Source organism: Nocardiopsis sp. NPDC007018 (assembly GCF_040635075.1).
GTDB lineage: Bacteria > Actinomycetota > Actinomycetes > Streptosporangiales > Streptosporangiaceae > Nocardiopsis.
The window spans coordinates 1-22032 of record NZ_JBEYHA010000002.1; the positions used below are offsets into that span (position 1 = coordinate 1).

General features: G+C 70.1%; 18 protein-coding genes and 1 pseudogene. 8 read left to right on the plus strand and 11 right to left on the minus strand.

The window, feature by feature from the left end; all coding sequences use genetic code 11:
* Positions 1-91: 91 nt before the first annotated feature.
* The 8 genes from ABZ635_RS01035 to hisD form a co-directional block, all read right to left on the minus strand.
* The gene (locus ABZ635_RS01035) at positions 92-871 is read right to left on the minus strand and encodes a peptidoglycan-binding domain-containing protein (protein WP_357756933.1); all 780 of its coding nucleotides are present in this window, start codon (positions 869-871) and stop codon (positions 92-94) included.
* Positions 872-1071: 200 nt separating this feature from the next.
* Positions 1072-1845 (minus strand): imidazole glycerol phosphate synthase subunit HisF, encoded by a 774-nt coding sequence (gene hisF / locus ABZ635_RS01040; RefSeq protein ID WP_357756936.1) that lies wholly within the window; start codon positions 1843-1845, stop codon positions 1072-1074.
* Positions 1842-2600, minus strand: a complete 759-nt coding sequence (priA, locus tag ABZ635_RS01045) for a bifunctional 1-(5-phosphoribosyl)-5-((5-phosphoribosylamino)methylideneamino)imidazole-4-carboxamide isomerase/phosphoribosylanthranilate isomerase PriA (protein ID WP_357756939.1) — start codon at positions 2598-2600, stop codon at positions 1842-1844. Before priA ends, hisF begins: the two co-directional genes overlap by 4 nt.
* Positions 2601-2668: 68 nt before the next feature.
* The gene (hisH, locus tag ABZ635_RS01050; RefSeq protein WP_357756942.1) at positions 2669-3319 is read right to left on the minus strand and encodes an imidazole glycerol phosphate synthase subunit HisH; all 651 of its coding nucleotides are present in this window, start codon (positions 3317-3319) and stop codon (positions 2669-2671) included.
* A gap of 41 nt (positions 3320-3360) precedes the next feature.
* Positions 3361-3522, minus strand: a complete 162-nt coding sequence (locus ABZ635_RS01055) for a hypothetical protein (RefSeq protein WP_357756945.1) — start codon at positions 3520-3522, stop codon at positions 3361-3363.
* Entirely contained in the window at positions 3523-4116 is a 594-nt protein-coding gene (gene hisB / locus ABZ635_RS01060) for an imidazoleglycerol-phosphate dehydratase HisB (RefSeq protein ID WP_357756948.1), read from the minus strand.
* Between the two features lie 65 nt (positions 4117-4181).
* On the minus strand, positions 4182-5264 hold the full coding sequence (locus tag ABZ635_RS01065; protein ID WP_357756951.1) for a histidinol-phosphate transaminase: 1083 nt from the start codon (positions 5262-5264) through the stop codon (positions 4182-4184).
* 196 nt (positions 5265-5460) lie between these two features.
* Positions 5461-6765: a histidinol dehydrogenase gene (gene hisD, locus ABZ635_RS01070; RefSeq protein WP_357756954.1), complete on the minus strand. Its 1305-nt coding sequence runs from the start codon at positions 6763-6765 to the stop codon at positions 5461-5463.
* 261 nt (positions 6766-7026) lie between these two features.
* Here hisD and ABZ635_RS01075 point away from each other — a divergent pair, with 261 nt between their 5' ends.
* The 4 genes from ABZ635_RS01075 to ABZ635_RS01090 all read left to right on the plus strand — a co-directional run bounded on the left by ABZ635_RS01075 (position 7027) and on the right by ABZ635_RS01090 (position 11091).
* The gene (locus ABZ635_RS01075) at positions 7027-7587 is read left to right on the plus strand and encodes a ferritin (protein ID WP_357756957.1); all 561 of its coding nucleotides are present in this window, start codon (positions 7027-7029) and stop codon (positions 7585-7587) included.
* A 97-nt stretch (positions 7588-7684) separates the two neighbouring features.
* Positions 7685-8467, plus strand: a complete 783-nt coding sequence (locus ABZ635_RS01080) for an LON peptidase substrate-binding domain-containing protein (protein WP_357756960.1) — start codon at positions 7685-7687, stop codon at positions 8465-8467.
* Positions 8468-8571: 104 nt separating this feature from the next.
* Positions 8572-9054 (plus strand): Cys-tRNA(Pro) deacylase, encoded by a 483-nt coding sequence (gene ybaK / locus ABZ635_RS01085; RefSeq protein ID WP_357756961.1) that lies wholly within the window; start codon positions 8572-8574, stop codon positions 9052-9054.
* Positions 9055-9222: 168 nt separating this feature from the next.
* Positions 9223-11091, plus strand: coding sequence for a long-chain fatty acid--CoA ligase (locus ABZ635_RS01090; RefSeq protein WP_357756963.1), 1869 nt, complete (start codon positions 9223-9225; stop codon positions 11089-11091).
* 24 nt (positions 11092-11115) lie between these two features.
* Here the strand turns inward: ABZ635_RS01090 and ABZ635_RS01095 are convergent, their stop codons facing one another.
* Positions 11116-11772 carry a hypothetical protein gene (locus tag ABZ635_RS01095; protein WP_357756966.1) on the minus strand — a complete coding sequence of 219 codons (657 nt, stop codon included), beginning with the start codon at positions 11770-11772 and terminating at the stop codon, positions 11116-11118.
* Between the two features lie 77 nt (positions 11773-11849).
* Here ABZ635_RS01095 and ABZ635_RS01100 point away from each other — a divergent pair, with 77 nt between their 5' ends.
* Positions 11850-12383, plus strand: coding sequence for a DinB family protein (locus ABZ635_RS01100; protein ID WP_357756968.1), 534 nt, complete (start codon positions 11850-11852; stop codon positions 12381-12383).
* Positions 12384-12440: 57 nt separating this feature from the next.
* On the opposite strand, the gene ABZ635_RS01105 is transcribed toward ABZ635_RS01100, so the two are convergent.
* Complete coding sequence (locus tag ABZ635_RS01105) at positions 12441-13265, minus strand: PadR family transcriptional regulator (RefSeq protein ID WP_357756971.1); 825 nt, start codon at positions 13263-13265, stop codon at positions 12441-12443.
* A 185-nt stretch (positions 13266-13450) separates the two neighbouring features.
* Entirely contained in the window at positions 13451-17014 is a 3564-nt protein-coding gene (gene dnaE, locus ABZ635_RS01110; protein WP_357756974.1) for a DNA polymerase III subunit alpha, read from the minus strand.
* Positions 17015-17421: 407 nt separating this feature from the next.
* Here dnaE and ABZ635_RS01115 point away from each other — a divergent pair, with 407 nt between their 5' ends.
* The 3 genes and pseudogenes from ABZ635_RS01115 to ABZ635_RS01125 all read left to right on the plus strand — a co-directional run bounded on the left by ABZ635_RS01115 (position 17422) and on the right by ABZ635_RS01125 (position 21992).
* Entirely contained in the window at positions 17422-17565 is a 144-nt protein-coding gene (locus ABZ635_RS01115) for a hypothetical protein (protein ID WP_357756977.1), read from the plus strand.
* A 139-nt stretch (positions 17566-17704) separates the two neighbouring features.
* A pseudogene (locus tag ABZ635_RS01120) lies at positions 17705-20760 on the plus strand (lantibiotic dehydratase).
* On the plus strand, positions 20757-21992 hold the full coding sequence (locus ABZ635_RS01125; protein ID WP_357757376.1) for a lanthionine synthetase C family protein: 1236 nt from the start codon (positions 20757-20759) through the stop codon (positions 21990-21992). Before ABZ635_RS01120 ends, ABZ635_RS01125 begins: the two are co-directional and overlap by 4 nt.
* Positions 21993-22032: the final 40 nt, after the last annotated feature.

Sequence of the window (22032 nt, forward strand, 5' to 3'; positions counted from 1 at the left end):
GACCGCCGTGGTCTGGCACAACGACCGCACCGGCCAGCCGGTCCTACGCTCATTGACCGCTTACGATCACTGACCCCTTGGAATCACTCATCTAGTGGCCGCGCACGGCCTCCAGCTCGCGGGCCTGGTCGCCCTCTTCGGCGGGGGCCTCCTGGACCGGAGCCTGCTCGGCGGCCTCGGCGCCCTCCTCGGCGGGAGCCTGCTCAGCGGCCTCGGCGCCCTCCTCGGCGGGGGCCTCCTCGGCCACGGCCTCGGCGTTGTCGGCGCGGCAGCTGTCGACGCCGGTGATGACGGCCTTGTAGGTGAGGCGGCCGAAGGCGCCGTCGACGCCGATGCACAGGTCGCGCTGGGCGTTGCGCACGGCCCGCTCCGTGGCGGAGTTGTAGCGGCCGTTCACGGTCAGGCCGGCGTCGAACTTCTCGTTGAGCAGCACCTGCACGGCGCGGACGCCGTATCCGCGGTCGTCGCGCTGGAAGGCGTCGGCCGTGGTCGGGAACAGCATGTTCCTGATCTTGATCCAGCTCTGCGACTCGAGGACGCCGTTGACGGTGATGCCCTCCCGGCGCTCGAAGTCGCGGAGCGTGCGGTCGAACTCCCGGGTGAAGGTCGAGCTCGGGTTCTCCGTGACGTAGGTGAGGTGGTTGAGGAAGTACTGCGCGGCCAGGATGTCGACGCTCGGGCCGGGGTTCTGGAGCGAGTAGTTGGGCCAGACCTGGGCCTCGATCATCTGGATGACCTCGGCCGAGGTCCGGTCGTAGTCGTCGGCGGCGGCGGTCGGCGCCATGAGGGTCAGACCGCCGAGGGCGATGGCACCGGCGGTGGCGAGAGAGGCGAACCGGCGAGAGAGGCCGGTGAAGACGTGCTTGGACATGATGGGCGACAATCTCCCTGTCGTGGCTGGGTAAGACGCGCTCATGCTCACACGGATCACAGCTTGATCAACGCCATGACACGCTTTGATTACTGACAGTAATCATTGACACGGTTGTGCAGGTCACAGGCCCTGAGCGAGTCTCACCCAGGGCCTGTTCCGACCTCTCCACGGCGTGTCGCGGTGGCCACCGCGCCGCGCTACCGGACCGGGTACCCCGCCTCGCGCAGGCTCCGCTTGACGTCGGCGATGGTGAACTCACCGAAGTGGAAGACGGTCGCGGCCAGGACCGCGTCCGCGCCCGCCGCCACCGCCGGAACGAAGTGCTCCACGGCGCCCGCGCCGCCCGAGGCGATCAGCGGGACGTCCACCCGCGCCCGCACCGCGCGGATCAGCTCCAGGTCGAAACCGGTCCGGGTGCCGTCGGCGTCCATCGAGTTGAGCAGGATCTCCCCCGCGCCCAGTTCGGCGGCGCGCTCGCACCACTCCAGCGCGTCGAGACCGGCGCCGCGGCGCCCGCCGTGCGTGGTGACCTCGAAGCCGCTGGCGGTGGGCGGGCCGCCCTCGGGCACCCGCCGCACGTCGGCGGAGAGCACCAGGACCTGGCGGCCGAAGCGGGCCGCGATCTCGCCGATCAGCTCCGGGCGGGCGATCGCGGCGGTGTTCACGCCCACCTTGTCGGCGCCCGCGCGCAGCAGCCGGTCCACGTCCTCGGTGGAGCGCACCCCTCCCCCGACGGTGAGCGGGATGAACACCTGGTCGGCGGTGCGGCGCACCACGTCGAAGGTGGTCTCCCGGTCGCCGCTGGAGGCGGTGACGTCCAGGAAGGTGAGTTCGTCGGCCCCCTGCGCGTCGTAGGTGCCCGCGAGCTCGACCGGGTCGCCGGCGTCGCGCAGGTTCTCGAAGTTGACGCCCTTGACCACGCGTCCGGCGTCGACGTCCAGGCACGGGATGACGCGGATCGCCAGGCTCACCGGTCGGCCCCCCGCACCGTGGTCAGGGCGTCCTCCAGGGAGAAGGCGCCCTCATACAGGGCGGTGCCCATGATGGCGCCCTCCACGCCCAGCGGGACCAGGCTGGAGATGGCCTCCAGGTCGGCGAGGCTGGACACGCCGCCGCTGGCGACCACCGGCTTGTCGGTGCGCTCGCACACGGTCCGCAGCAGGTCGAGGTTGGGCCCCTTGAGGGTGCCGTCCTTGTTGACGTCGGTGACCACGTACCGGGCGCAGCCCTCGGACTCCAGGCGGTCGAGGGTCTCCAGGAGGTCGCCGCCGTCACGCGTCCAGCCCCGGGCGGCCAGCGTGGTGCCGCGCACGTCCAGGCCGATGGCGATCCGGTCGCCGTGCTCGGCGATGATCCGGGCGCACCACTGCGGGTTCTCCAGGGCGGCGGTACCGATGTTCACCCGGGTGCAGCCGGTGGCCAGGGCGGCGTTCAGCGACTCGTCGTCGCGGATACCGCCGGACATCTCGACCTTGACGTCGAGGCGGTCCACGATGTCGCGCAGCAGGTCGCGGTTGTGGCCCCGGCCGAAGGCCGCGTCCAGGTCGACCAGGTGAATCCACTCGGCACCGGCGTCGCGCCAGGCGCGGGCGGCCTCGAAGGGGTCGCCGTACTGGCCGCCGGAGCCCGCCCGGCCCTGGACGAGCTGGACGGCCTGCCCGCCCGACACGTCCACGGCGGGGAGCAGTTCGAGTACGGGGGTCGACGTGGTGTGGTCGCCGGTCATGGTGCCTTCTCGTGCTCGGTTGGTTGAGGGACTGGGTGCACGGGGCCGCCGTCGGGCGGGCCCCGGGGTCACAGGGTCGCGACCCAGTTGGCCAGGACGCGGGCTCCGGCGTCGCCGGACTTCTCCGGGTGGAACTGGGTGGCGCTGAGGGGTCCGTTCTCCACGGCTGCCACGAAGGGCTCGCCGTGCTCGGACCATGTCACCTGGGGGCCGCGGACGCGCTCACTGTGGCTGACGAACTCCCACCGCCGGACCGCGTAGGAGTGCACGAAGTAGAAGCGTTCCTCGGGGCGCACGCCCGCGAACAGGCGTGAGCCGTCGGGCGGGGAGACGGTGTTCCACCCCATGTGCGGGACGACGGGCGCCCGCAGGCGCTCGACCGTGCCCGGCCACTCGCCGCAGCCCTCGGTGGCGCGGTCCTCCGCGCGGGCGTCGGCCTGTTCGACACCCCGGTCGAACAGGACCTGCATGCCCACGCAGATCCCCAGGACGGGGCGGCCCCCCGCGATGCGACGGCCGATGATCCGGTCTCCGCCCGCCGCCATCAGGCTGGCCGCGCAGGCGCTGAAGGAACCCACGCCGGGGACGACGAGCCCGTCGGCGTCGAGGGCGGCGTGCGGGTCGGAGGTGACGGTGACGTCGGCACCGGTGCGCTCCATGGCGCGCTGGGCCGAGCGGAGGTTGCCCGACCCGTAGTCGAAGACGACCACACGTGACATCTGCGTGCCCTTCGTTTGGTGAGGTGGCGGGGGCCCGGCGACTAGAGGTAGCCGAGCCGCAGCACGCCGGAGACCACGGCGAGCACGACGCACCCGGCCAGGGCCACGGCGATCAGGCGGTTCCTCCCCCACAGGGCGTAGACGCCGCCCGCGAGGAAGCCGCCCAGGACCAGCAGGAACAGGCCCCAGAGGTCGGTGTCCATCTACAGGACGCCCTTGGTGGAGGGGACCCAGTCCACACGGGGGTCGTTCTCGGTGGCGGTGCGCAGTGCCCGGGCCAGCGCCTTGAACTGCGCCTCGACGATGTGGTGCGCGTTACGGCCGTAGGGCACGTGGACGTGCAGGGCCACCCGTGCCTGGGCCACGAACGACTCCAGGATGTGCCGGGTCATGGTGGTGTCGTAGTCGCGGCCGATCAGCGGTGCCATGCCCTCGGGCTCGGAGTGCACGAGGTAGGGGCGGCCGGAGACGTCGACGGTGACCTCGGCCAGGGCCTCGTCCAGGGGCACCTTGGCGTCGGCGAAGCGGCGGATGCCCGCGCGGTCGCCGAGGGCCTCGCGGAAGGCGGCGCCCAGGGCGAGGGCGGTGTCCTCCATCGTGTGGTGCGCGTCGATGTGCAGGTCGCCCTCGGTACGCACGGTGATGTCGAACAGCCCGTGCTTGGCGAGCTGGTCGAGCATGTGGTCGAAGAACCCGACCCCGGTGGAGACGTCGGCGACGCCGGTGCCGTCCAGGTCGACCTCGACCAGGACCTTCGTTTCCTTGGTTGCGCGTTCGACGCGCCCGATGCGGCTCATGGTGCCCGATCCTTGGTGGTGCCGTGGTGGTGCGGTGGGTGGGGTTGCGGTCGTGTCCGGCGGTGTCAGCCGCCGGTGACCTTGAGGAGCGCCGTCCGGAAGGCGGCCATCTCGTCGGCGGTCCCGACGGTGACGCGGAGCCAACCGTCCGGTCCGGTCTCGCGGATGAGGACGTCCTGGTCGAGCAGGTCCCGCCAGACCCGGCCGCGGTCCTCGAACTCGCCGAAGAGGACGAAGTTGGCGTCGGAGTCGGCCACCGCGAAGCCCTGTTCCCTCAGCCAGGTGACGAGGGCGTCGCGTTCGGCGCGCAGGTCGGCGACGGCGCCGAGGAGCTCCTCGGCGTGCTCCAGGGCGGTGACGGCGACCGTCTGGGTGACGGCCGACAGGTGGTAGGGCAGGCGGACCAGCTGGAGGGCCTCCACCACCGCCGGGTGCGCGGCGAGGTAGCCCACGCGGGCCCCGGCCAGAGCGAAGGCCTTGGACATGGTGCGCGAGACGATGAGCCGCGGGTGCTCCGGCAGCAGGGTCAGGGCGCTGGGAGTGCCCTGCCTGCGGAACTCGGCGTAGGCCTCGTCGACGACCACGACCCCGGGGGCGGCCCGGACGACGCGCTCGATGTCGGCGATCTCCAGGGCGGTGCCGGTGGGGTTGTTGGGCGAGGTCAGGAAGACGACGCTGGGTCGGTGCTCGGCGATGGCCGCCAGCGCGGCGTCCACGTCGATCCGGAAGTCCGCGTCACGCGGCACCGGCACCCAGTGCGTCCCGGTGCCCCGGGAGATGATCGGGTGCATGGAGTACGACGGTTCGAAGCCCATGGCGGTGCGGCCCGGGCCGCCGAAGGCCTGGAGCAGCTGTTGGAGGACCTCGTTGGAGCCGTTGGCGGCCCAGACGTGCTCGGACGTCAGCCCGTGGCCGAGGTAGGCGGCCAGGTCCCGGCGCAGGCGGACCGCGTCGCGGTCGGGGTAGCGGTTGAGGCCCAGGGCGGTGTCGGCCACCGCGTCGGCCAGCGCCTTCGCCAGTCGCGGGGAGGGGGCGTGGGGGTTCTCGTTGGTGTTGAGGACCACCGGCACGTCCAGCTGGGGAGCGCCGTAGGGCGATCGGCCGCGCAGGTCGTCGCGGAGCGGCAGGTCGTTCAGAGTGAAGCTCACTGGTGTCACACTCGTGGTCGGTCGTGGCGGGACGCGCTCCGGGGGCCGCGGTGACCGCCGTGGTCACGCGGCCGCCCGCGCGGGGCGTCCCGCCGGGGCGGGCGTCTGACGGCCTCCGGTTCGCTTCGGCCGTTGTTCGGGCGCCGCCGGGGGTGGTGCCCCCGGCCTTCCCCGGTGCTGCTGGAACACCCCCTGGTCAGGGCGTGTTCCCGTCCTCGCCGCGCGCGGCCACGGCCTCGCCGTGCGCGGGCAGGTCCTCCGCCCGGGCGAGGGTGATGACGTGGTGGGCGACGTCGGCCAGCGCGTCGCGGTCGTACTCGACGACGTGCACCCCCCTCAGGAAGGTCTGCACGCTCAGCCCGCCGGAGTGGCAGGCGCAGCCGCCGGTGGGGAGCACGTGGTTGGAGCCCGCCGCGTAGTCGCCCAGGGACACCGGGGAGTAGTCGCCGACGAAGATCGCTCCGGCGTTGCGCACGCGCGCGGCCCAGGCCGGCGCGTCGGCGGTCATGATCTCCAGGTGCTCGGCCGCGTAGGCGTCGACCACGGCCAGCCCCTGTTCGAGGTCGTCGACCAGGACGATGCCGGACTGCGGGCCGGACAGGGCCTGGCGCACGCGCTCGCTGTGCTTGGTGGCGGCCACGCGCGCCTCGAGGCGCTCAGTGACCGCGTCGGCCAATGCCTCGTCCGGGGTGACCAGGACGGAGGCGGCGACGACGTCGTGCTCGGCCTGGCTGACGAGGTCGGCCGCGACGTAGTCGGGGTTGGCGGTGGAGTCGGCCAGGACGGCGATCTCGGTGGGCCCGGCCTCGGCGTCGATGCCGATGACGCCCTTGAGGAGGCGCTTGGCGGCGGCGACCCAGATGTTGCCGGGGCCGGTGACCATGTCGGCGCGGGCGCAGTCGTCGGTCCCGTACGCGAACATCGCCACGGCCTGGGCCCCGCCGACCGCGTACACCTCGTCGACGCCGAGCAGGGCGCAGGCGGCGAGGATCGTCGGGTGGGGCAGTCCGCCGAACTCCTTCTGGGGTGGCGAGGTCACCGCGAGGGAGGACACGCCCGCCTCCTGGGCGGGGACGACGTTCATGATGACGCTGGAGGGGTAGACGGCGCGGCCGCCCGGCACGTAGAGGCCGACACGGTCGACCGGAATCCACTTCTCGGTGACGGTGCCGCCGGGCACGACCTGGGTGGTGTGGTCCTGGCGGCGCTGGGCGTGGTGGACCTTGCGGGCGCGGCGGATGGACTCCTCCAGAGCCGCGCGCACGGCGGGGTCGAGTTCGACCAGGGCGGTGTCGATGGCGTCCTTGGGGACGCGGATGTCGGTGAGCCGCACGCCGTCGAAGCGTTCGGTGAGTTCGACCAGTGCCGCGGTCCCCCGATGGCGGACGTCCTCGCAGAGCGGTCGGACGCGTTCGGTGGCGTCCGCCACATCGATTTCGGCGCGCGGAAGCGCGTCGCGCGGGTCGTCCTGGGAGCCTCGGAGGTCGATTCGACTGATCACGGGACCAGTCTAGGGGGCTCGGCCCCTCACACGGGTGGCGGTGTCCGGATGATGGACACCACACCCGTCCGACCGGCGCGAACTCCGTCCGGGACGACGCCCGCGCCCGGCCCCGCACATCACCCCGAAAAGGCGGCGAACAAGCCTTGCCTAACTTTGGGACACCTAACCTCACATAACGAAAGAAAGGCTTACCTTATCCATTGCGACACCACTTCGGGGTGTTTCACAAAATGCCTTTAAATGGGTTATCGTGATGACATGACTTCCAACAAGACCGGCGATAGCGGCCATTCCAAGTTCCACCGACTCCTCATCGACCAGGTGCGGCACGAGTTCACCGCCTCGCACCAGTACGTGGCGATCGCCGCCTGGTTCGACGACCAGGACCTGCCCCAGCTGGCCAGGGTCTTCTACGAACAGTCCCTGGAGGAGCGCGACCACGCGATGATGATCGTGCGCTACCTGCTGGACAACGACGTCGCGTTCGCCCTTCCCGGCGTGGACGAGATCGAGACCGATTTCGCGGTCACGCGTGATCTGGTCGCTCTGGCGCTGCGCCAGGAGCGCGAGGTCACCGACAACTTCCAGCGGCTGGCCCGGGTCGCCCGCGACGAGGACGACTACGCCGGGGAGCAGTTCCTCCAGTGGTTCATCCAGGAGCAGGTGGAGGAGGTCGCCAAGATGTCGACCCTCCTCAACGTCGTGGACCGCTCCAACGGCAACCTGTTCGACGTGGAGACCTTCGTGGCCCGCGACATGCCGAGCGAGGAGCACGGCAGCCAGGGCGCGCCCGGCACCGCCGGTCCCGCCGTCTCCTGACGGTCGGTCCGTCGCGCCGACCGGGACGCGGGAGCCCCGTCCGGCCGCCCCGGGCGGGGCGCCCGCGTCCGCGCCCCGGCGCGGGCATACTGGGACCATGCCAGAGGCCCTGCCGATCTTTCCGCTGAACACCGTGCTGTTCCCCGGTATGACGATTCCGCTCCACGTGTTCGAGCAGAGGTACCGGCGCCTGGTCACGGAGCTGCTCGGCCCGACCCTGGCCGGGGGTGAGGCGGGGGGCCGCGAGCGCGGACCCGCGCGGTTCGGGGTCGTGTGGATCGAGCTGGGGCACGAGGTGGCCGGCGAGTCCGGGCAGGGGGCGGGCGGCGCCGACACCGGGGCGCCCAGCACCGCCGGGCCCGGGGCCTCGCCCTCCCTTCCGCTGGTGAGCGCGACCGGCTGCACGGCCGTGGTGCGCGACGTGCGCACCTACGAGGACGGCCGCTACGACCTGGTGATCGAGGGCGGGACCCGGTTCGCCGTCAACGACCTGTCGGAGGTGGACGCATCCTCCACCGACGCCTACTCCACGGCCTCGGTGTCCCTGCTGCCCGAGGCGATGGGCCCCGACGCCGAGGAACACGCCGACAGGGTGCGCGACCTGTACGAGGTGTACCAGCGCAGGCTCGCGGAGATCGGCATGGCGACCGAGACCGCCCGCGAGCTGCCGAGCGACCCCGTGGCGCTGTCGTACGCGGTGGCGACCGCCGTCGTCCTGGACTCGGCGGAGAAGCAGCGCCTGCTGGAGGCCGAGGACGCCGCGACCCGGCTGGCGGTGGCGGCGCGGTTCCTGCGTCGGGAGAACCGGATCGTGGCCGCACCCGACCTGCCGAACCTTCCCGCGGGCCCCTTCCTCGACAACGGGGTCTCCTTCAACTAGGACGCGCCCGCCGGACCCGCCTCCCGCCTGCGGCGGCGGCGCCCCATCGGAGGAGTAGCCTGCCCTGAGGTCGGACGTACCGAAGTGGAAGGCCCAGGTGACCCATGAGTGGAAAAGCCACGCCCGCGACCGTGGCCGCCAGCAGGACCAAGACCACGTTCACGCTGCATCCCTACGAGGCAGTCGGGGGCGAGGGCCACTCCTACGGCGCGGACGCCGCCGACGCGATCGGAGTGCCCCACGAGCAGGTGTTCAAGACCCTGGTGGCCGAGGTGGACGGTGTGTTCACCGTCGGAGTGGTGCCGGTGAGCACGTCGCTCGACCTCAAGGCTCTGGCCATGGCGGTCGGGGGCAAGAGGGCGACCATGGCCGACCCGGGCAGGGCCGAGAAGATCACCGGGTACGTGCGCGGCGGCATCAGCCCGCTGGGGCAGCGCAAACGGCTGCGCACGGTCATCGACTCGTCCGTGACGGAGCTGCGTTCGGTGTACGTGTCCGCCGGTCGGCGGGGCCTCCAGATGGAGCTCACGCCCAGGGACCTGATCGCCCTGACCGAGGCGTCCGTGGCACCGATCGGCACCGTCTGAGGGACCGTCGCCCCGCAGGGCCCGGGGGTGTCCTCCCCCACCGGCGAAGTGGTCCGGTGACCGGGTCCCGGGACCCCTCGGACCAGCTGGGTCACAGGGGTCCGTGGACCCGCACACATTCGCCCACGGAGTGTTGCCCGACCCCTTACCCAGGGGTAGCTTTGTGACATGGGCAACACTTCATCCCCCTATCGTTCCGTCCCCGACATGTTCGCTTCCCGCGTCGCCGAGTCCGGTGACCGGGAGGCGTTCACCTATCCGGTCCCCTCCCCCTCCGGCGGAGACGAGAAGTGGGAGTCACTGACCTGGAACCAGACCCGCGACCGCGTCCGCGCGCTGGCGTTGGGCCTGCACTCCCTCGGTGTGACCTCCCAGGCCCGTTGCGCGATCGCGTCGAGCACGCGCGTGGAGTGGGTCCTGGCCGACCTCGCGATCCTGTGCGCGGGCGGTGCCTCCACCACGATCTACCCGAGCTCGGGCCCGCCCGACTGCGCCTACATCGTGTCCGACTCCGGCAGCATGGTGGCCTTCGCCGAGAACGACGAACAGGTCGCCAAGCTGCTGGAACAGCGGGGGGCGATGCCCGGCCTGTCCCGGGTCATCGCCTTCGAGGGGGACAACGGGGGCGACGACGACTGGGTCATGGGCCTGGCCGAGCTGGAGGCCGCCGGCACCCGACTGCACGAGGAACGGCCCGAACTCTTCGACGAGCTGGTCGCCTCCGTCCGCGCCGACCACCTGGCCACGCTCATCTACACCTCCGGCACCACCGGCCGCCCCAAGGGCGTGCGTCTGGACCACGCCAACTGGCTGTACGAGGCCGAGGCGCTGCGGGTCATGGGCGACGAGATGCGCGCCCAGGGCTGGGAGATGCTGGACGCCGACGACGTGCAGTACCTGTGGCTGCCGCTCGCGCACAGCTTCGGCAAGGTCATGCAGGTCGCCCAGCTGCGCCTGGGGTTCACCACGGCCGTCGACGGCCGCGTCGACCGCATCGTCGACAACCTGGCCGTCGTGCGCCCCACCTTCATGGCGGCGGCCCCGCGCATCTTCGAGAAGGTGTTCAACCGGGTCGTCATGCAGGCCAAGGAGGGCGGGCCCGCGAAGTACCGGATCTTCAGGTGGGCGGTCGGCGTGGGCGACCGGGTGGCCCGGCTCCGCGAGGAGGGCAGGGAGCCCCGGGGCGCCCTCGCCGCCCAGCACCGCGTCGCCGACCGGCTGGTGTTCGCGAAGCTGCGGGCCCGGTTCGGCGACCGGCTGAAGTTCTTCGTGTCCGGCAGCGCACCGCTGGCCCCCGAGATCGGGAGGTTCTTCTACGGCGCGGGGATCACCATCCTGGAGGGCTACGGCCTGACCGAGACCTCGGCGGGGGCCTTCCTCAACCGGCCCGGCGACGTGCGCTTCGGGTCCGTGGGACTGCCCCTGCCCGGCACCGAGGTACGAATCGCCGAGGACGGCGAGGTCCTGCTGCGCGGCGGAAGCGTGATGCGCGGCTACCACAACCTCTCCGGCGCCACCGAGGAGGTGCTCGACGAGGACGGATGGTTCGCCACCGGCGACATCGGCGCCCTGGAGAACGGGCGCCTGCGGATCACCGACCGCAAGAAGGAACTGATCAAGACCTCCGGCGGCAAGTACGTGGCTCCGCAGAGCATCGAGAGCCGCTTCAAGTCCCTGTGCCCCTACGTGGGCAACCTGGTGGTGCACGGCGACCGCCGCCCCTACTGCGTGGCCCTGGTGACCCTGGACTCCGAGGCCATCGAGGTCTGGGCCGAGGCCAACGGACTGGGCGCGCTGAACTACCTCGGCCTGACCCGCGAGCCGCGGGTGCGGGCGATGCTCCAGGAGGCCATCGACGAACTCAACCGCGGTCTGCCCCGGCACGAGTCCGTCAAGGACTTCGCGGTGCTCCCGAACGAGCTGACGGTGGAGCAGGGGGAGATCACGCCGAGCCTGAAGATGCGCCGCAGGGCGGTGGAGGAGCGGTACCGGGACCTGCTCGACGGCATGTACGAGGGTTCCGTCGAGAGGCTGTGAACCACGGCCGGGACCGGGGGCCGGTCAGCCGGAGGTCCCCGCCTCCCCCGGGTGGGTGCCACCGGGCCGGGGGTCCCGGCCCTCGCCGCCCTCGGACGCCTCCGAGGGCGGGGCGACCACCCGGACCGGTTCGGGAACACCGGGCTGGTCCGCGCGCATCAGGCTGAAGGCGTCCAGCAACCCGTACTGCAGGACGTGCACGAAGGGCCACGCGACCAGGAAGGCGGTGGCCTGGAGCTGGAGGGCCGCGACGACGGTGCCGCCGGGGTCGGTGGCCAGCATCGCCTCCCGGGCCGGACCGTCCAGGGCGACGCCGATCCGCCACACCAGGACGGACGCGGCGGCGGCGCCCAGCGTGCCCGCGACGAGGCCGACGGTCCGCAGGTCCTGGAACCTGCGCCGGGCCAGGGAGAACTGGACCATGTAGGTGGCGTAGCCCGTGACCAGCCCCGCCAGGGCGGTGATGACGACGAAGTAGCCCTCTCCGGCGAACACGTCCTCCGAGGCGCCCGTGAACACCCCTCCGTCCGGAAGGACCACCACCTCGGGGCGCGGCGCGAGCCACCACCACAACGGCGCCAGGAGCACACCGAGCAGGACGGTCCCCCCGAAGAGGGCCGCGCCCACGACCAGCCCGCGCACCGGCCCGGGCACCGGCCCCGTACCGCTCAGTCCCGCCATCACCGCTCCTCGTCATCGCCGCCCGGGCCCACCGAAAACCAGTGGATACCGGACATGGCCCGAAGGAGAATACCGCCATGAGCGACAAGAGCAGCCTTCAGAACCCTCCCGAGCGTGTCGACACTCCCACAGCGGCCGACGAACGCACGATGCTCCTGGCCTGGTTGGACTGGCACCGCGCGACGGTGCACCGCAAGTGCGCGGGCCTGGCCGCCGACCTGTCCTCCTCGGCGCCGCTGCCGGGCTCGCCCATGACCACCATCGGCGGGATCGTCTCGCACCTGCGCTGGGTGGAGGCGTTCTGGTTCGAGGTGGTGATGCTCAACCAGCCCGACGTCGCCCCCTACTCGACGCGGGACCCCGACGGGGAGTTCCGGGCGGGCGCGGAGCGGCCCCTGGACGAACTCCTCTCCGAGTACGCCGACCAGTGCGCGCGATCCCGGGAGATCACCTCCCACCTGGAGCTGGGCAACTTCGCCCGGCGAGTCCTGAACGACCTCGACCGGGTCACCCTGCGCTGGGTGGTCCTGCACATGATCGAGGAGACCGCCCGGCACAACGGGCACCTGGACGTCCTGCGGGAGCTGGCGGACGGCGTGACCGGAGAGTAGGACCCACGACGCGAACGGGCCCGGGACGGTGTGTCCCGGGCCCGCGTCGTGTGCGCGTCAGTCCTGGTCGTCGTCCGCGCCGGCGCCGTCGTCGTCGGCGAGGATCAGGTAGAGCCCCCGCTTGGTCTCGGCGAGCAGCCGCTTGGCGCGGTCCAGCTGGTCCGGGGTCCCGGCCTGGGCGACCTGGGCCGCGGCGGCCGAGAGCTGGTAGGCCAGGGTGCTGATCTCCTCGTAGCGGGACCGCGCGTCGGCGTAGGCGTCGGCGCCCGCCTCCCACGGCGGGGTGAGGTCGGCGCCGTTCTCCTCCAGGTGGGCGACTCCCTCGTCGGTGAGCTGGTAGGGGCGGCGGCGCCCCTCCCCCGCGACCGGTGCGACCAGACCCTCGTCCTCCAGCTGCTGGAGCATGGGGTAGACCGAACCGGGGCTGGGACGCCAGGCCCCGCCGCTGCGTTCGCGGCCCTCCCGGATGATCTCGTAGCCGCTGCGCGGCTCCTCCGCCAGGAGCATGAGGATGCCGGTACGCACGTCACCGCGCCGGGCCCGGGGGCCGCCCCTGCGGCGCCCGTGCCCGCCCCCGAAGGGGAAGCCCGGACCGAAGGGGCCTCCCGGGCCGCCGTGGTCGGGAGGACCGCCGTGACCGAAGGGACCGGCCGGGCCCGCTCCCCACGGCGGAGGCGGGGCCCCGGGAGGACCGGGCGGGGGCGGCGGGTGGCCGAACGCGTCGCGGCGCGAGCCCCGTTGGTCGTCGTGGTCGTCATGGTCGTGTCGAGGGCCGTGGTGGGCCCGGGGGGTGTCGGTCGGCCGCCAGGTCCAGGGCAGCTGGGGGCGCTCGGTGCGCCGCCCGCCCCAGGACCAGGGGCCGGGAAGTGCCATCGCGGTCATGTCGTTCTCCTCAGTGTCGACTGTTTGTCATCGTTCACGACTGTTTTTGCGTGTTCCGATAGATCAAAGATATATCGTTAACTCTGTCATGACAAGGGCACGGACAGAGAAATCCCCGTGTGCGGTGTCGCACACGGGGATCGTCGGGCAGGCGCCCGGTCCACCGTCGGGGGCCGGGGGCCCGGTCAGTAGTCGACCGCGTACGCCCCCAACAGGCTCTTCATCTCACCGTTGAACTCCGGCGAGATGCGCACCGAGTAGCGGTCCACCGCGTAGATCCGGGACCGCACCGGGTTGTCCACCCGGATGCGTACCGGGGTCTCCCCCTTGTGCGTGCTCAGCACCTGGCGCAGGTCGTCGATCAGCGCCGCGTCCAGACGCTCCTCCGCCACCGTCAGCAGGACCGGAGGCTCCCCCTCGGTGACGTGCGAGATGTCCAGGATCGACATCTCCGACGCGAACATCGACCAGGTGCCGTCCCGGTCGTTGAGCCGCCCCTTGACCGTGACCGCCGTGTCCTCCAGCAACGCCTCCACGTACAACGGGTAGGTCTTGGGGAAGAACAGCACCTCCATGCTGGCGTCCAGGTCCTCCACCGTCGCGATGGCCCACTGGTTGCCCGCCTTGTTGGTGCGCTTGTCCACCTTGGAGATCAGCCCCGAGATACGCACCTCGCCCCGCTCACGCGCCAGGTCGCCCGCGACGATCTGCGCGATCGAGGTGTCCCGCGAACGCGCCAGCACCCGCTCCGCCCCGGCCAGCGGGTGGCTGGACACGTACAGGCCCAGCATCTCCCGTTCGAAGGCCAGCTTGGTCTTGCGGTCCCACTCCTCGTCACCCCACTGGATGTTCAACCCGATCGGCGTGGAGTCCCCGTCGTCGTCACCGCCGCCGAACAGGTCGAACTGGCCGTGCGCCTCCTGCTTCTTGGAGCTGATCATGCCGTCCACCGCCACCTCGTGGTGCCGGTACAGCTCACGCCGGGGCTGGCCCAGGGAGTCGAACCCGCCCGCCTTGATCAGCGACTCGATGACGCGCTTGTTGCACGCCGCCAGCTCGATCTTGGACAGGAAGTCCGTGAAGGACGTGTACTTCCCCTTCTCCGTACGGGTCTTGACGATCGAGTTCACCACGTTCGCGCCGACGTTGCGGACCGCGCCCATGCCGAAACGGATGTCCTTGCCGACCGGGGTGAAGCGCAGGCCCGACTCGTTGACGTCCGGCGGCAGCACCTTGATGTGCTGCGCCCGGCACTCGGCCAGGTACACCGCCATCTTGTCCTTGTCGTCACTGACCGAGGTCAACAGCGCCGCCATGTACGCGGCGGGGTAGTTGGCCTTGAGGTAGGCGGTCCAGTAGGAGACCAGCGCGTACCCGGCGGCGTGCGACTTGTTGAACGCGTAACCCGCGAAGGGGAGCATGACGTCCCACAGGGCCTGGATGGCCTCCTGGGAGAAGCCGCGCTCCTTCGCCCCGGGGAAGAACTTGGCTTCCTCCTCCTCCAAGGCTTCCTTCTTCTTCTTACCCATGGCGCGCCGCATCAGGTCGGCGCCGCCCAGCGTGTACCCGGCCAGCTGCTGGGCGATGGCCATGATCTGCTCCTGGTACACGAGCAGGTGGAAGGTCTCCCCGAGGATCGGCTCCAGCGCGTCCTTGAGTTCGGGGTGAATCGGGGTGATCTCCTGACGCCCGTTCGAGCGGTCCGCGTAGTCGTTGTGGGCGTTCGCTGCCATCGGACCGGGGCGATACAGGGAGAGGACGGCTGCGATGTCACCGAACTTCTTCGGCTCCATCCGCTTGAGCAGGTTGCGCATCGCGCCGCCGTCCAGCTGGAACACGCCCAGAGTGTCGCCCCGGGAGAGCAGCTGGTAGGTCTTCTTGTCGTCGAGCGGCAGCTGGGCGAGGTCGATGTCGGTCCCCTCGGCCTCCTTGATGCTCTTGACCGCGTCGTCCATGATCGTCAGGTTGCGCAGGCCCAGGAAGTCCATCTTGAGCAGACCCATGTCCTCGCACTGAGGGTAGGGAAAGCCGGTGATGATGGCGCCGTCGGAGTCCCGCTTGTGGAGGGGGATGACGTCGAGCAGGGGCTCCTTGGAGAGGATGACGCCCGCGGCGTGCACACCCGTTCCGCGGGTCAGGCCCTCGATGCCGCGCGCCGTCTCCATGACCTTGGCGACCTGCGGGTCGTTGTCGACCAGGTTGCGCAGCTCGGTGGTCTCGCTGTATCGCTCGTTCTCGGTGTTGAAGACGGCGTCGAGCGCGATCTCCTTGCCGCCGACCGCCGCCGGAAAGGCCTTGGTGATCTGGTCACCGACAGAGTAGGGCATGCCCAGGATCCGGGTGGAGTCCTTCACCGCGGCCTTGGCCTTGATCGTGCCGAACGTCAGGATCTGCGCAACCCGCTCCTCGCCGTACAACTGGGTGACGTAGTCGATCATCTCCCCGCGCCGACGCTCGTCGAAGTCCAGGTCGACATCGGGCATGGTCACACGTTCGGGGTTGAGGAACCGCTCGAACAGCAGACCGTGCTCCAGGGGGTCGAGGTCGGTGATGCCCAGGACGTAGGCGACCATCGACCCCGCCGCCGAGCCACGGCCCGGGCCCAGGGCGATCCCATTCTTGCGGGCGTGTTGGCAGATGTCGGAGACCACCAGGAAGTAGGCAGGAAAGCCCATTTCGTTGATGATGCCGAGTTCGAACTCCACCCGGCGGCGGACGTCGTCACCAGTGCCGTCCGGGTAACGGGACGGGAGCAGCCGTTCCACTTCCTTGGCCAACCAGGAGGCCTGGGTCTCCCCCTCCGGAATAGGGAACTCCGGCATGAGGTCCCGGTGTGCGAAGACCTCGTCGTAGGCACCGGCCTCGACCCGTTCCGCGATGAGCAGGGTGTTCTTACACCCCTTAGCCCACTCCTCGAAGTTGAGCAGGCCGCGCATTTCGTCGGCGGTCTTGAGGTAGTAGCCCGAACCGTTGAACCGGAACCTGGTCGGGTCGTCCAGGTTCTTTCCCACGCCCACCGCCAGAAGGGCGTCGTGCGCCGAGGACTGGGACTCGTACACGTAGTGGGAGTCGTTGGTGACCAGCGGTGGGATGCTCAGTTCGCGACCGACCTTGAGCAGTCCGTCCCGGACCTCCTTCTCGATCGGCACGCCGTGGTCCATCAGCTCCAGGAAGACGTTCTCCCTGCCGAAGATGTCCTGGAGACCGGCGGCGTACTCGATCGCCTCCTTCTCCTGCCCCAGCCTCAGCCGCGTCTGCACGCCACCGGAGGGGCACCCGGTGGAGACGATGATGCCCTCGTTGTACTGCTGCATGAGTTCGAGATCCATGCGGGGCTTCATGTAGTAGCCCTCGGCGGAGGCCAGGGACGACATCCGGAACAGGTTGCGCAGCCCCTGCGCGTTCCGCGCGAGCATGGTCATGTGCAGGTACCGGCCGCCGCCGGAGATGTCCTTGCCGCCCTCGGCCGAGGCGTCGTCGGAGGAGTTCGAGCGCCCCCAGAAGACCCGCTTCTTGTGGAACCGCGACTCGGGGGCGACGTAGGCCTCGATGCCGATGATGGGTTTGACGCCCGAGCCCTTGGACTGCTGGTAGAACTCGTAGGCGCCGAACATGTTGCCGTGGTCGGTCATGGCCACGGCGGGCATCCCCAACCTCGCGGCCTCCTTGAACAGGGGCTTCAGCTTCGCCGCACCGTCGAGCATCGAGTACTCGGTGTGGACGTGCAGATGTGCGAAGGAGTCGGCCATGACGCGGGTGCCCCCAGGCGGGTAGACGGACGGGTGGTGTCCCCTGAGCCTACGACTTCCCCACGACTTTCGGAGCCGCCTGTGGACACGGCACCCGCCTGGGCGGTGGAACCCGACCCGGTGGCTCGGACGTTCACACTCGGGGGCGGCTGGGATTCCCGGCCCCTTCACGGCCCGGACTGCAGCGTGACACCTCAATCCGAGGCCACACACTTCGGCGCCGCCCACAGGGGCGGTCCCCGTGCTCACAGGCGGCCACGAGAGTTCGCGCCCTACCGGCACCCTGCCTACAAGTGGCCGGTGAGCGAAGTACAGCACTTCTCGGCTGGTTCCAGGGGAAGAGTCCCTGAGGCACCACCCCTGTGGGTCAGGTGCGATTGCGAGTGTTCCTCACCATCAGGAGAGCCATGAACGAATCCCACAGTGAGTTCCAGCTCGACGTGCGCATCATCGCGGAGCCCGCCCAGGCAGCGACGAACGCCCCCGCCTCCGGGGACTGCACCGACACGTGCGCCACGCTGCCGAACTGCTTCGTCGAGTCTCCGAGTTAGAAGCCGTGCCGCCGTCGCCGGACTGACGGAGGCGGCGGCCTCCCGTCTCCCTCGCCAGCTTCGCCTCCGAACACGGGTCAGGTGAACCGAAATCTCCCGCTACACATGCGCGGACACCGTCATGTTGCGCTCTCCGCTCATGGCGTTCCACCCGCTGCCCGCCATCCATCCGAACGCGTCGGAGCGCGGTGGTTCCGAAGTGGAGGAACTCACGAGCTGGGTACGAGCGGTGGTCTCCGCGGATGCCGTGCTTCGCGAGGCCATCGAGATCTCCAGCCCACCCCTGGCCCGGACACTGGACCAGATACTCGAGGGCGTGGACCCACCACCACGCAAGATCCGCCGGGTGGCGAGGTCCCTGGTCCGCTACCTCCTGCGCATGCGCAGCCGTTCGACACCGTTCGGAGTGCTGGCAGGGGTCGGCCAGGCCACCATCGGCTCTGATCCGTCCGTCCGATGGGGTGATGAGCACCGAAAGATCGCGTCCGTGGATCTCGCATGGCTCTCCTCCTGGGTACGCGGTTACGAGACGCGCCCTGACGTCCTCGTTCACCTCCAGGTCGTGGTGAACAACCTCTGCCGTGTTCGAGGCCATCGGCTGCTGCTCACCGACGGCCGCACGGCCGAGCAGGGTTGCGCCCACCTGTCCGTGCGGCTGACTGACCCGATCCGCTCCGTGCTGGAAGCCGCGCGCACCCCCACCCCCTACCGGGATGTCCGGAGCCGGCTCCAAGAGGAGCATCCGGACGTGCCGGGCGCCGTGATCGACTCACTGCTCCGGCAGATGACCGGAGCGGGGCTGCTTCTGACCCGGTTGCACCCTGTTCCGGGGGAACCCGACCCTCTGGCCCATGTCATGTCCGTGCTGGAGGACTTCCCCGACGGAGCCCTCCCGCCCGACGTCGCTGATGACCTGCACCGCATCCACCGGGCCCGGCAGGACCTGGCTGTCTACGGCGGTCTGCCCGTCGGTTCGGGGCTCGAGGTGCTGAGGTCGGCGCGGGCACGGCTACAGGTCGTACACGACACCGCGAACGACCACGCTGTCCAGGTCGACCTGGCCCTGGACATCGGTGTCAAGCTGCCGCGTCTGGTCGCTGCCGAGGCCGAGGGAGCAGCGAACGTACTCACCCGGTTGAGCGCTGCCCATCGCGCGCCCATGCTGGACTTCCACCGCCGTTTCGTCCGCAGGTACGGCGTTTCCACCTTGGTGCCCGTCAAGGAGGTCCTCGATCCAGAGAGGGGAGTGTCACCACCCGCGGGCTACCGGCACGGAACGGACACGACGCGTGCAACGCCCCCAGCCCAGGACAGCCGTGACCGCATACTCTCCACCCCGGCCCAGGAAGCGACTCGAGCGGGCGCCGAGGTCGTCCTGAGTGAGGAGCTGGTACTCGCGCTGTCCGGTCCGGGCTCGCACGATCCGCCACCCACCGAAGCGGAACTGTGCGCCCACCTGCTCGCCTCGTCCACCGAGGCACTGACCTCGGGAGACTTCCTTCTCGCTCTGACCCCCGCTTTCGGTTCCCCCACCATCGGAGCGATGACCGGCCGTTTCTCCCATCTCTTCCACGACGGGCGGTGCGCTCAGCCGCAGGATACGAGCGCCTCGACTCCGATGCCGGGTCTCCCGCCCCTTCGCGCACGGTTGGAGTTTCCACCACGGCAATCGCGCAACCTCAACATCCTTCGAGGCCGCGGGGCAACAGAGCACATCATCCCCTTGGGCACATTCAGCGATCCCGACGATCCCAGGGTCCTCGCCCCTGACGACCTCTTCGTCTCGGCCACGTCCGACCGGCTCTTCCTCTATTCGCTCCGTCACCAGCGCGAGGTCACACCAGTCGGGTACCACGCGTTGAACTACCGCTCTCATGCGCCTCAGCTCGCTCGGCTGCTCCGCGAGATCGGACTCGGCGGGACACGGCCCTGGCAACCCTGGCTCTGGGGAGCAGCGGTACACCTCCCCCACCTACCCCGGGTCCGCTACCGGCGCACGATCCTTGCTCCGGCTCGCTGGCGGGTACCTGCCGCGCTGCACACGCCCCAGGGAAACGTCGACGCCTGGCAGGACTCCTTCGCCCGCTGGCGGGACCTCTGGGATGTTCCGGACATGGTCCAGCTACTGGCACCGAGAGTCAGCCGGGACCGACAGCTGGTCCTGGACCTGCGGGAGGAATCCCACCGACGCCTATGCCGGGAGGAACTAGGGCGGCACAACGAGATCGTCATCTCCGAGTGTCCTTCGGCCGCACCCGAGAACACCGGCTGGTCGGCGGGGCACGGCAACGAGGTCGTCTTCCCCCTCACCCTGCGAGAGAGGTTCGCTCCGCGCTCGCACCCCGCGTCCCTGAGGCGCTACGAACCGGAGCTCGAACACCTCCCCGGCGGTTCATGGCTGAGCGCCCAGGTCTCCTGTTCACCTGAGCTCATGGACGACGTCATCGTCGAACACCTCCCCCGACTTCTCGAAAGCCTGCCCGGTGACGACTGGTTCCTCGTCCGGTACGACGATCCGCACCCCCATCTACGCCTAAGGTTCCGAGACACCCCGGACTCACTCAACTCCGTGGTGCTACCCCGGCTGCGGGCCTGGGTCGCCCACCTGCGCGACGCGTACATGGTGGACCGCCTTGATCTGACCACGTACGCCCCTGATACGGCTCGGGGTCAGCGATGACGGCGGCGGAGCAGGTGTTCATCACCGACAGCCACGCCGTCCTCGACCAACTGCGTTGCCTGCGCTCCGGCCGGACGAACATACCTGCGCTGGTACTGGCCGCCGCCAACCACGTCGGGATCGCGCGTTCCTTATTGGGGGACGACCATCGTGCCTGGTTCGAACACCTCCCCAAGAACCCTCAGCATCAGGTCTTCCGAGCGCACAGGGAGATCGCATTCGCCCTCGCCTCCGACAGTAACGGGGCCGGTCACCTGAGCGCCTTCGGAGGAGAGCGGGTCATGGAATCCTGGAACCTCCGCCGTACGGCCCTGGCGAAGTATCGCGCCCAACTCGACGGGTTCTCGGGAGGCGGCCAAGGCCCGCAGCCGGAGACGGTGCTCACTTCCCTCCTCCACATGCACGTGAACCGTCTCCTGGGCATCTCCCCCGAAACGGAGGCAGCATCACTCGCGGTGGCCCGCGACGTCGTTCGCGCCCAACAGTGGCGCACGAACAGCGGCCGGACTCCATGAACCGCCCACAGGATGCGCGTGGGCGTGCGGGTGAGTTCACGTATCGGATCGCCGAACGACTCGCCGTCCCCCCATCCGGCCTCCCGAGCGCGACGTCACTGGATCAGGGGCCTTGGGGTGTCGCCCTCCTGTTCGCGGAGTTGGGCCACGTGGATTCCGCATACCGCTCGATCGCGCATGACTGGCTGTCCGCGGCTGGCACGGAGGTGTTCACCCAGGAAGACAACGGCCTGTACCAGGGAGCACCCGCGCTCGCCTTCTCCCTGACCGCAGCGGCGAGACCGGGGGACTACTCAGAGGCACTCCCACGGTTGGACGATTTCGTCGTAGGCCGCGTGCACACGCTCCTTCGACAGGACCAGGAACGCCGGCGGTCGGGGCGTTCCGGCGTTCGCCTCAAGTCCTACGACCTGGTGTCCGGGGCAACTGGCCTGGGGCTCCTCTTGCTGCGCAGGCGTTCCTCCCCCACCGCGCTCCAAGCACTGCTCTCCTACCTGGTGGAACTCACCGTTCCGGTTCGTGGCCCCGGCGGACGGCCAACACCGGGTTGGTGGACCCCCGACAGCCCCACTCCCGGCCTCCCGACGCCGTATCCTCTGGGACACCTCAATCTCGGGATCGCCCACGGTGTGAGTGGCGTTCTCGCCCTGTTGGCCCTGGCCTGGGCCGAAGGAGAGCGCGTTCCGGGACAGACAGCCGCGATCACCCGGATCACCGAATGGCTGCTGCGATGGGGGCCCAGAGCGGGTGACAGCCCAGGGGCGGAGTCCTGGCAGGGTTGGCCGGGAATCCTCAGCTCCGAATCCGGCCGCCAGGGTGCACCCGCCCTTCCGAACCGGCCGACGTGGTGTTACGGCACCGCTGGCACCGCCCGGGCCGTACAGCTTGCCGGGGTCGCCCTGCTGCGGCCGGATTGGGAGGCCGCGGCTGTCGAAGGGCTCACCGCTGTGCTCCACAACCCCACTCTCACCGGGTTGGTCACCGAGCCGTCGCTCTGTCACGGATGGGCCGGAGTGCTACAGGCCACGTGGCGCGTGGCGGGCACGAGCGACGATCATCGGTTACAGGAGCAGATTCCGGCGATCGCCGAACAGGTCATGGACCACCTCGATCCTGAGAGGATGGCCGGTGGTCTCCTCGAAGGACTCGCGGGGGTCGCGTTGGCACTGCACACCTTCGCCACGGACACCGAACCAGCGAGCGGCTGGGACCGCTGCCTCGCGCTGAGCTGATCGGACTCCGGGGCAGGCCACGACGCGCCCGCGCGCGTCG

Bases quoted from the DNA above. Each gene is read 5' to 3' on its own strand.
- ABZ635_RS01035 (WP_357756933.1), bottom strand. From the start codon at position 871: ATGTCCAAGCACGTCTTCACCGGCCTCTCTCGCCGGTTCGCCTCTCTC.
- priA (WP_357756939.1), bottom strand. From the start codon at position 2,600: ATGACCGGCGACCACACCACGTCGACCCCCGTACTCGAACTGCTCCCC.
- hisH (WP_357756942.1), bottom strand. From the start codon at position 3,319: ATGTCACGTGTGGTCGTCTTCGACTACGGGTCGGGCAACCTCCGCTCG.
- ABZ635_RS01055 (WP_357756945.1), bottom strand. From the start codon at position 3,522: ATGGACACCGACCTCTGGGGCCTGTTCCTGCTGGTCCTGGGCGGCTTC.
- hisB (WP_357756948.1), bottom strand. From the start codon at position 4,116: ATGAGCCGCATCGGGCGCGTCGAACGCGCAACCAAGGAAACGAAGGTC.
- ABZ635_RS01075 (WP_357756957.1), top strand. From the start codon at position 7,027: ATGACTTCCAACAAGACCGGCGATAGCGGCCATTCCAAGTTCCACCGA.
- ABZ635_RS01080 (WP_357756960.1), top strand. From the start codon at position 7,685: ATGCCAGAGGCCCTGCCGATCTTTCCGCTGAACACCGTGCTGTTCCCC.
- ybaK (WP_357756961.1), top strand. From the start codon at position 8,572: ATGAGTGGAAAAGCCACGCCCGCGACCGTGGCCGCCAGCAGGACCAAG.
- ABZ635_RS01090 (WP_357756963.1), top strand. From the start codon at position 9,223: ATGGGCAACACTTCATCCCCCTATCGTTCCGTCCCCGACATGTTCGCT.
- ABZ635_RS01095 (WP_357756966.1), bottom strand. From the start codon at position 11,772: ATGGCGGGACTGAGCGGTACGGGGCCGGTGCCCGGGCCGGTGCGCGGG.
- ABZ635_RS01100 (WP_357756968.1), top strand. From the start codon at position 11,850: ATGAGCGACAAGAGCAGCCTTCAGAACCCTCCCGAGCGTGTCGACACT.
- ABZ635_RS01105 (WP_357756971.1), bottom strand. From the start codon at position 13,265: ATGACCGCGATGGCACTTCCCGGCCCCTGGTCCTGGGGCGGGCGGCGC.
- dnaE (WP_357756974.1), bottom strand. From the start codon at position 17,014: ATGGCCGACTCCTTCGCACATCTGCACGTCCACACCGAGTACTCGATG.
- ABZ635_RS01115 (WP_357756977.1), top strand. From the start codon at position 17,422: ATGAACGAATCCCACAGTGAGTTCCAGCTCGACGTGCGCATCATCGCG.
- ABZ635_RS01125 (WP_357757376.1), top strand. From the start codon at position 20,757: ATGAACCGCCCACAGGATGCGCGTGGGCGTGCGGGTGAGTTCACGTAT.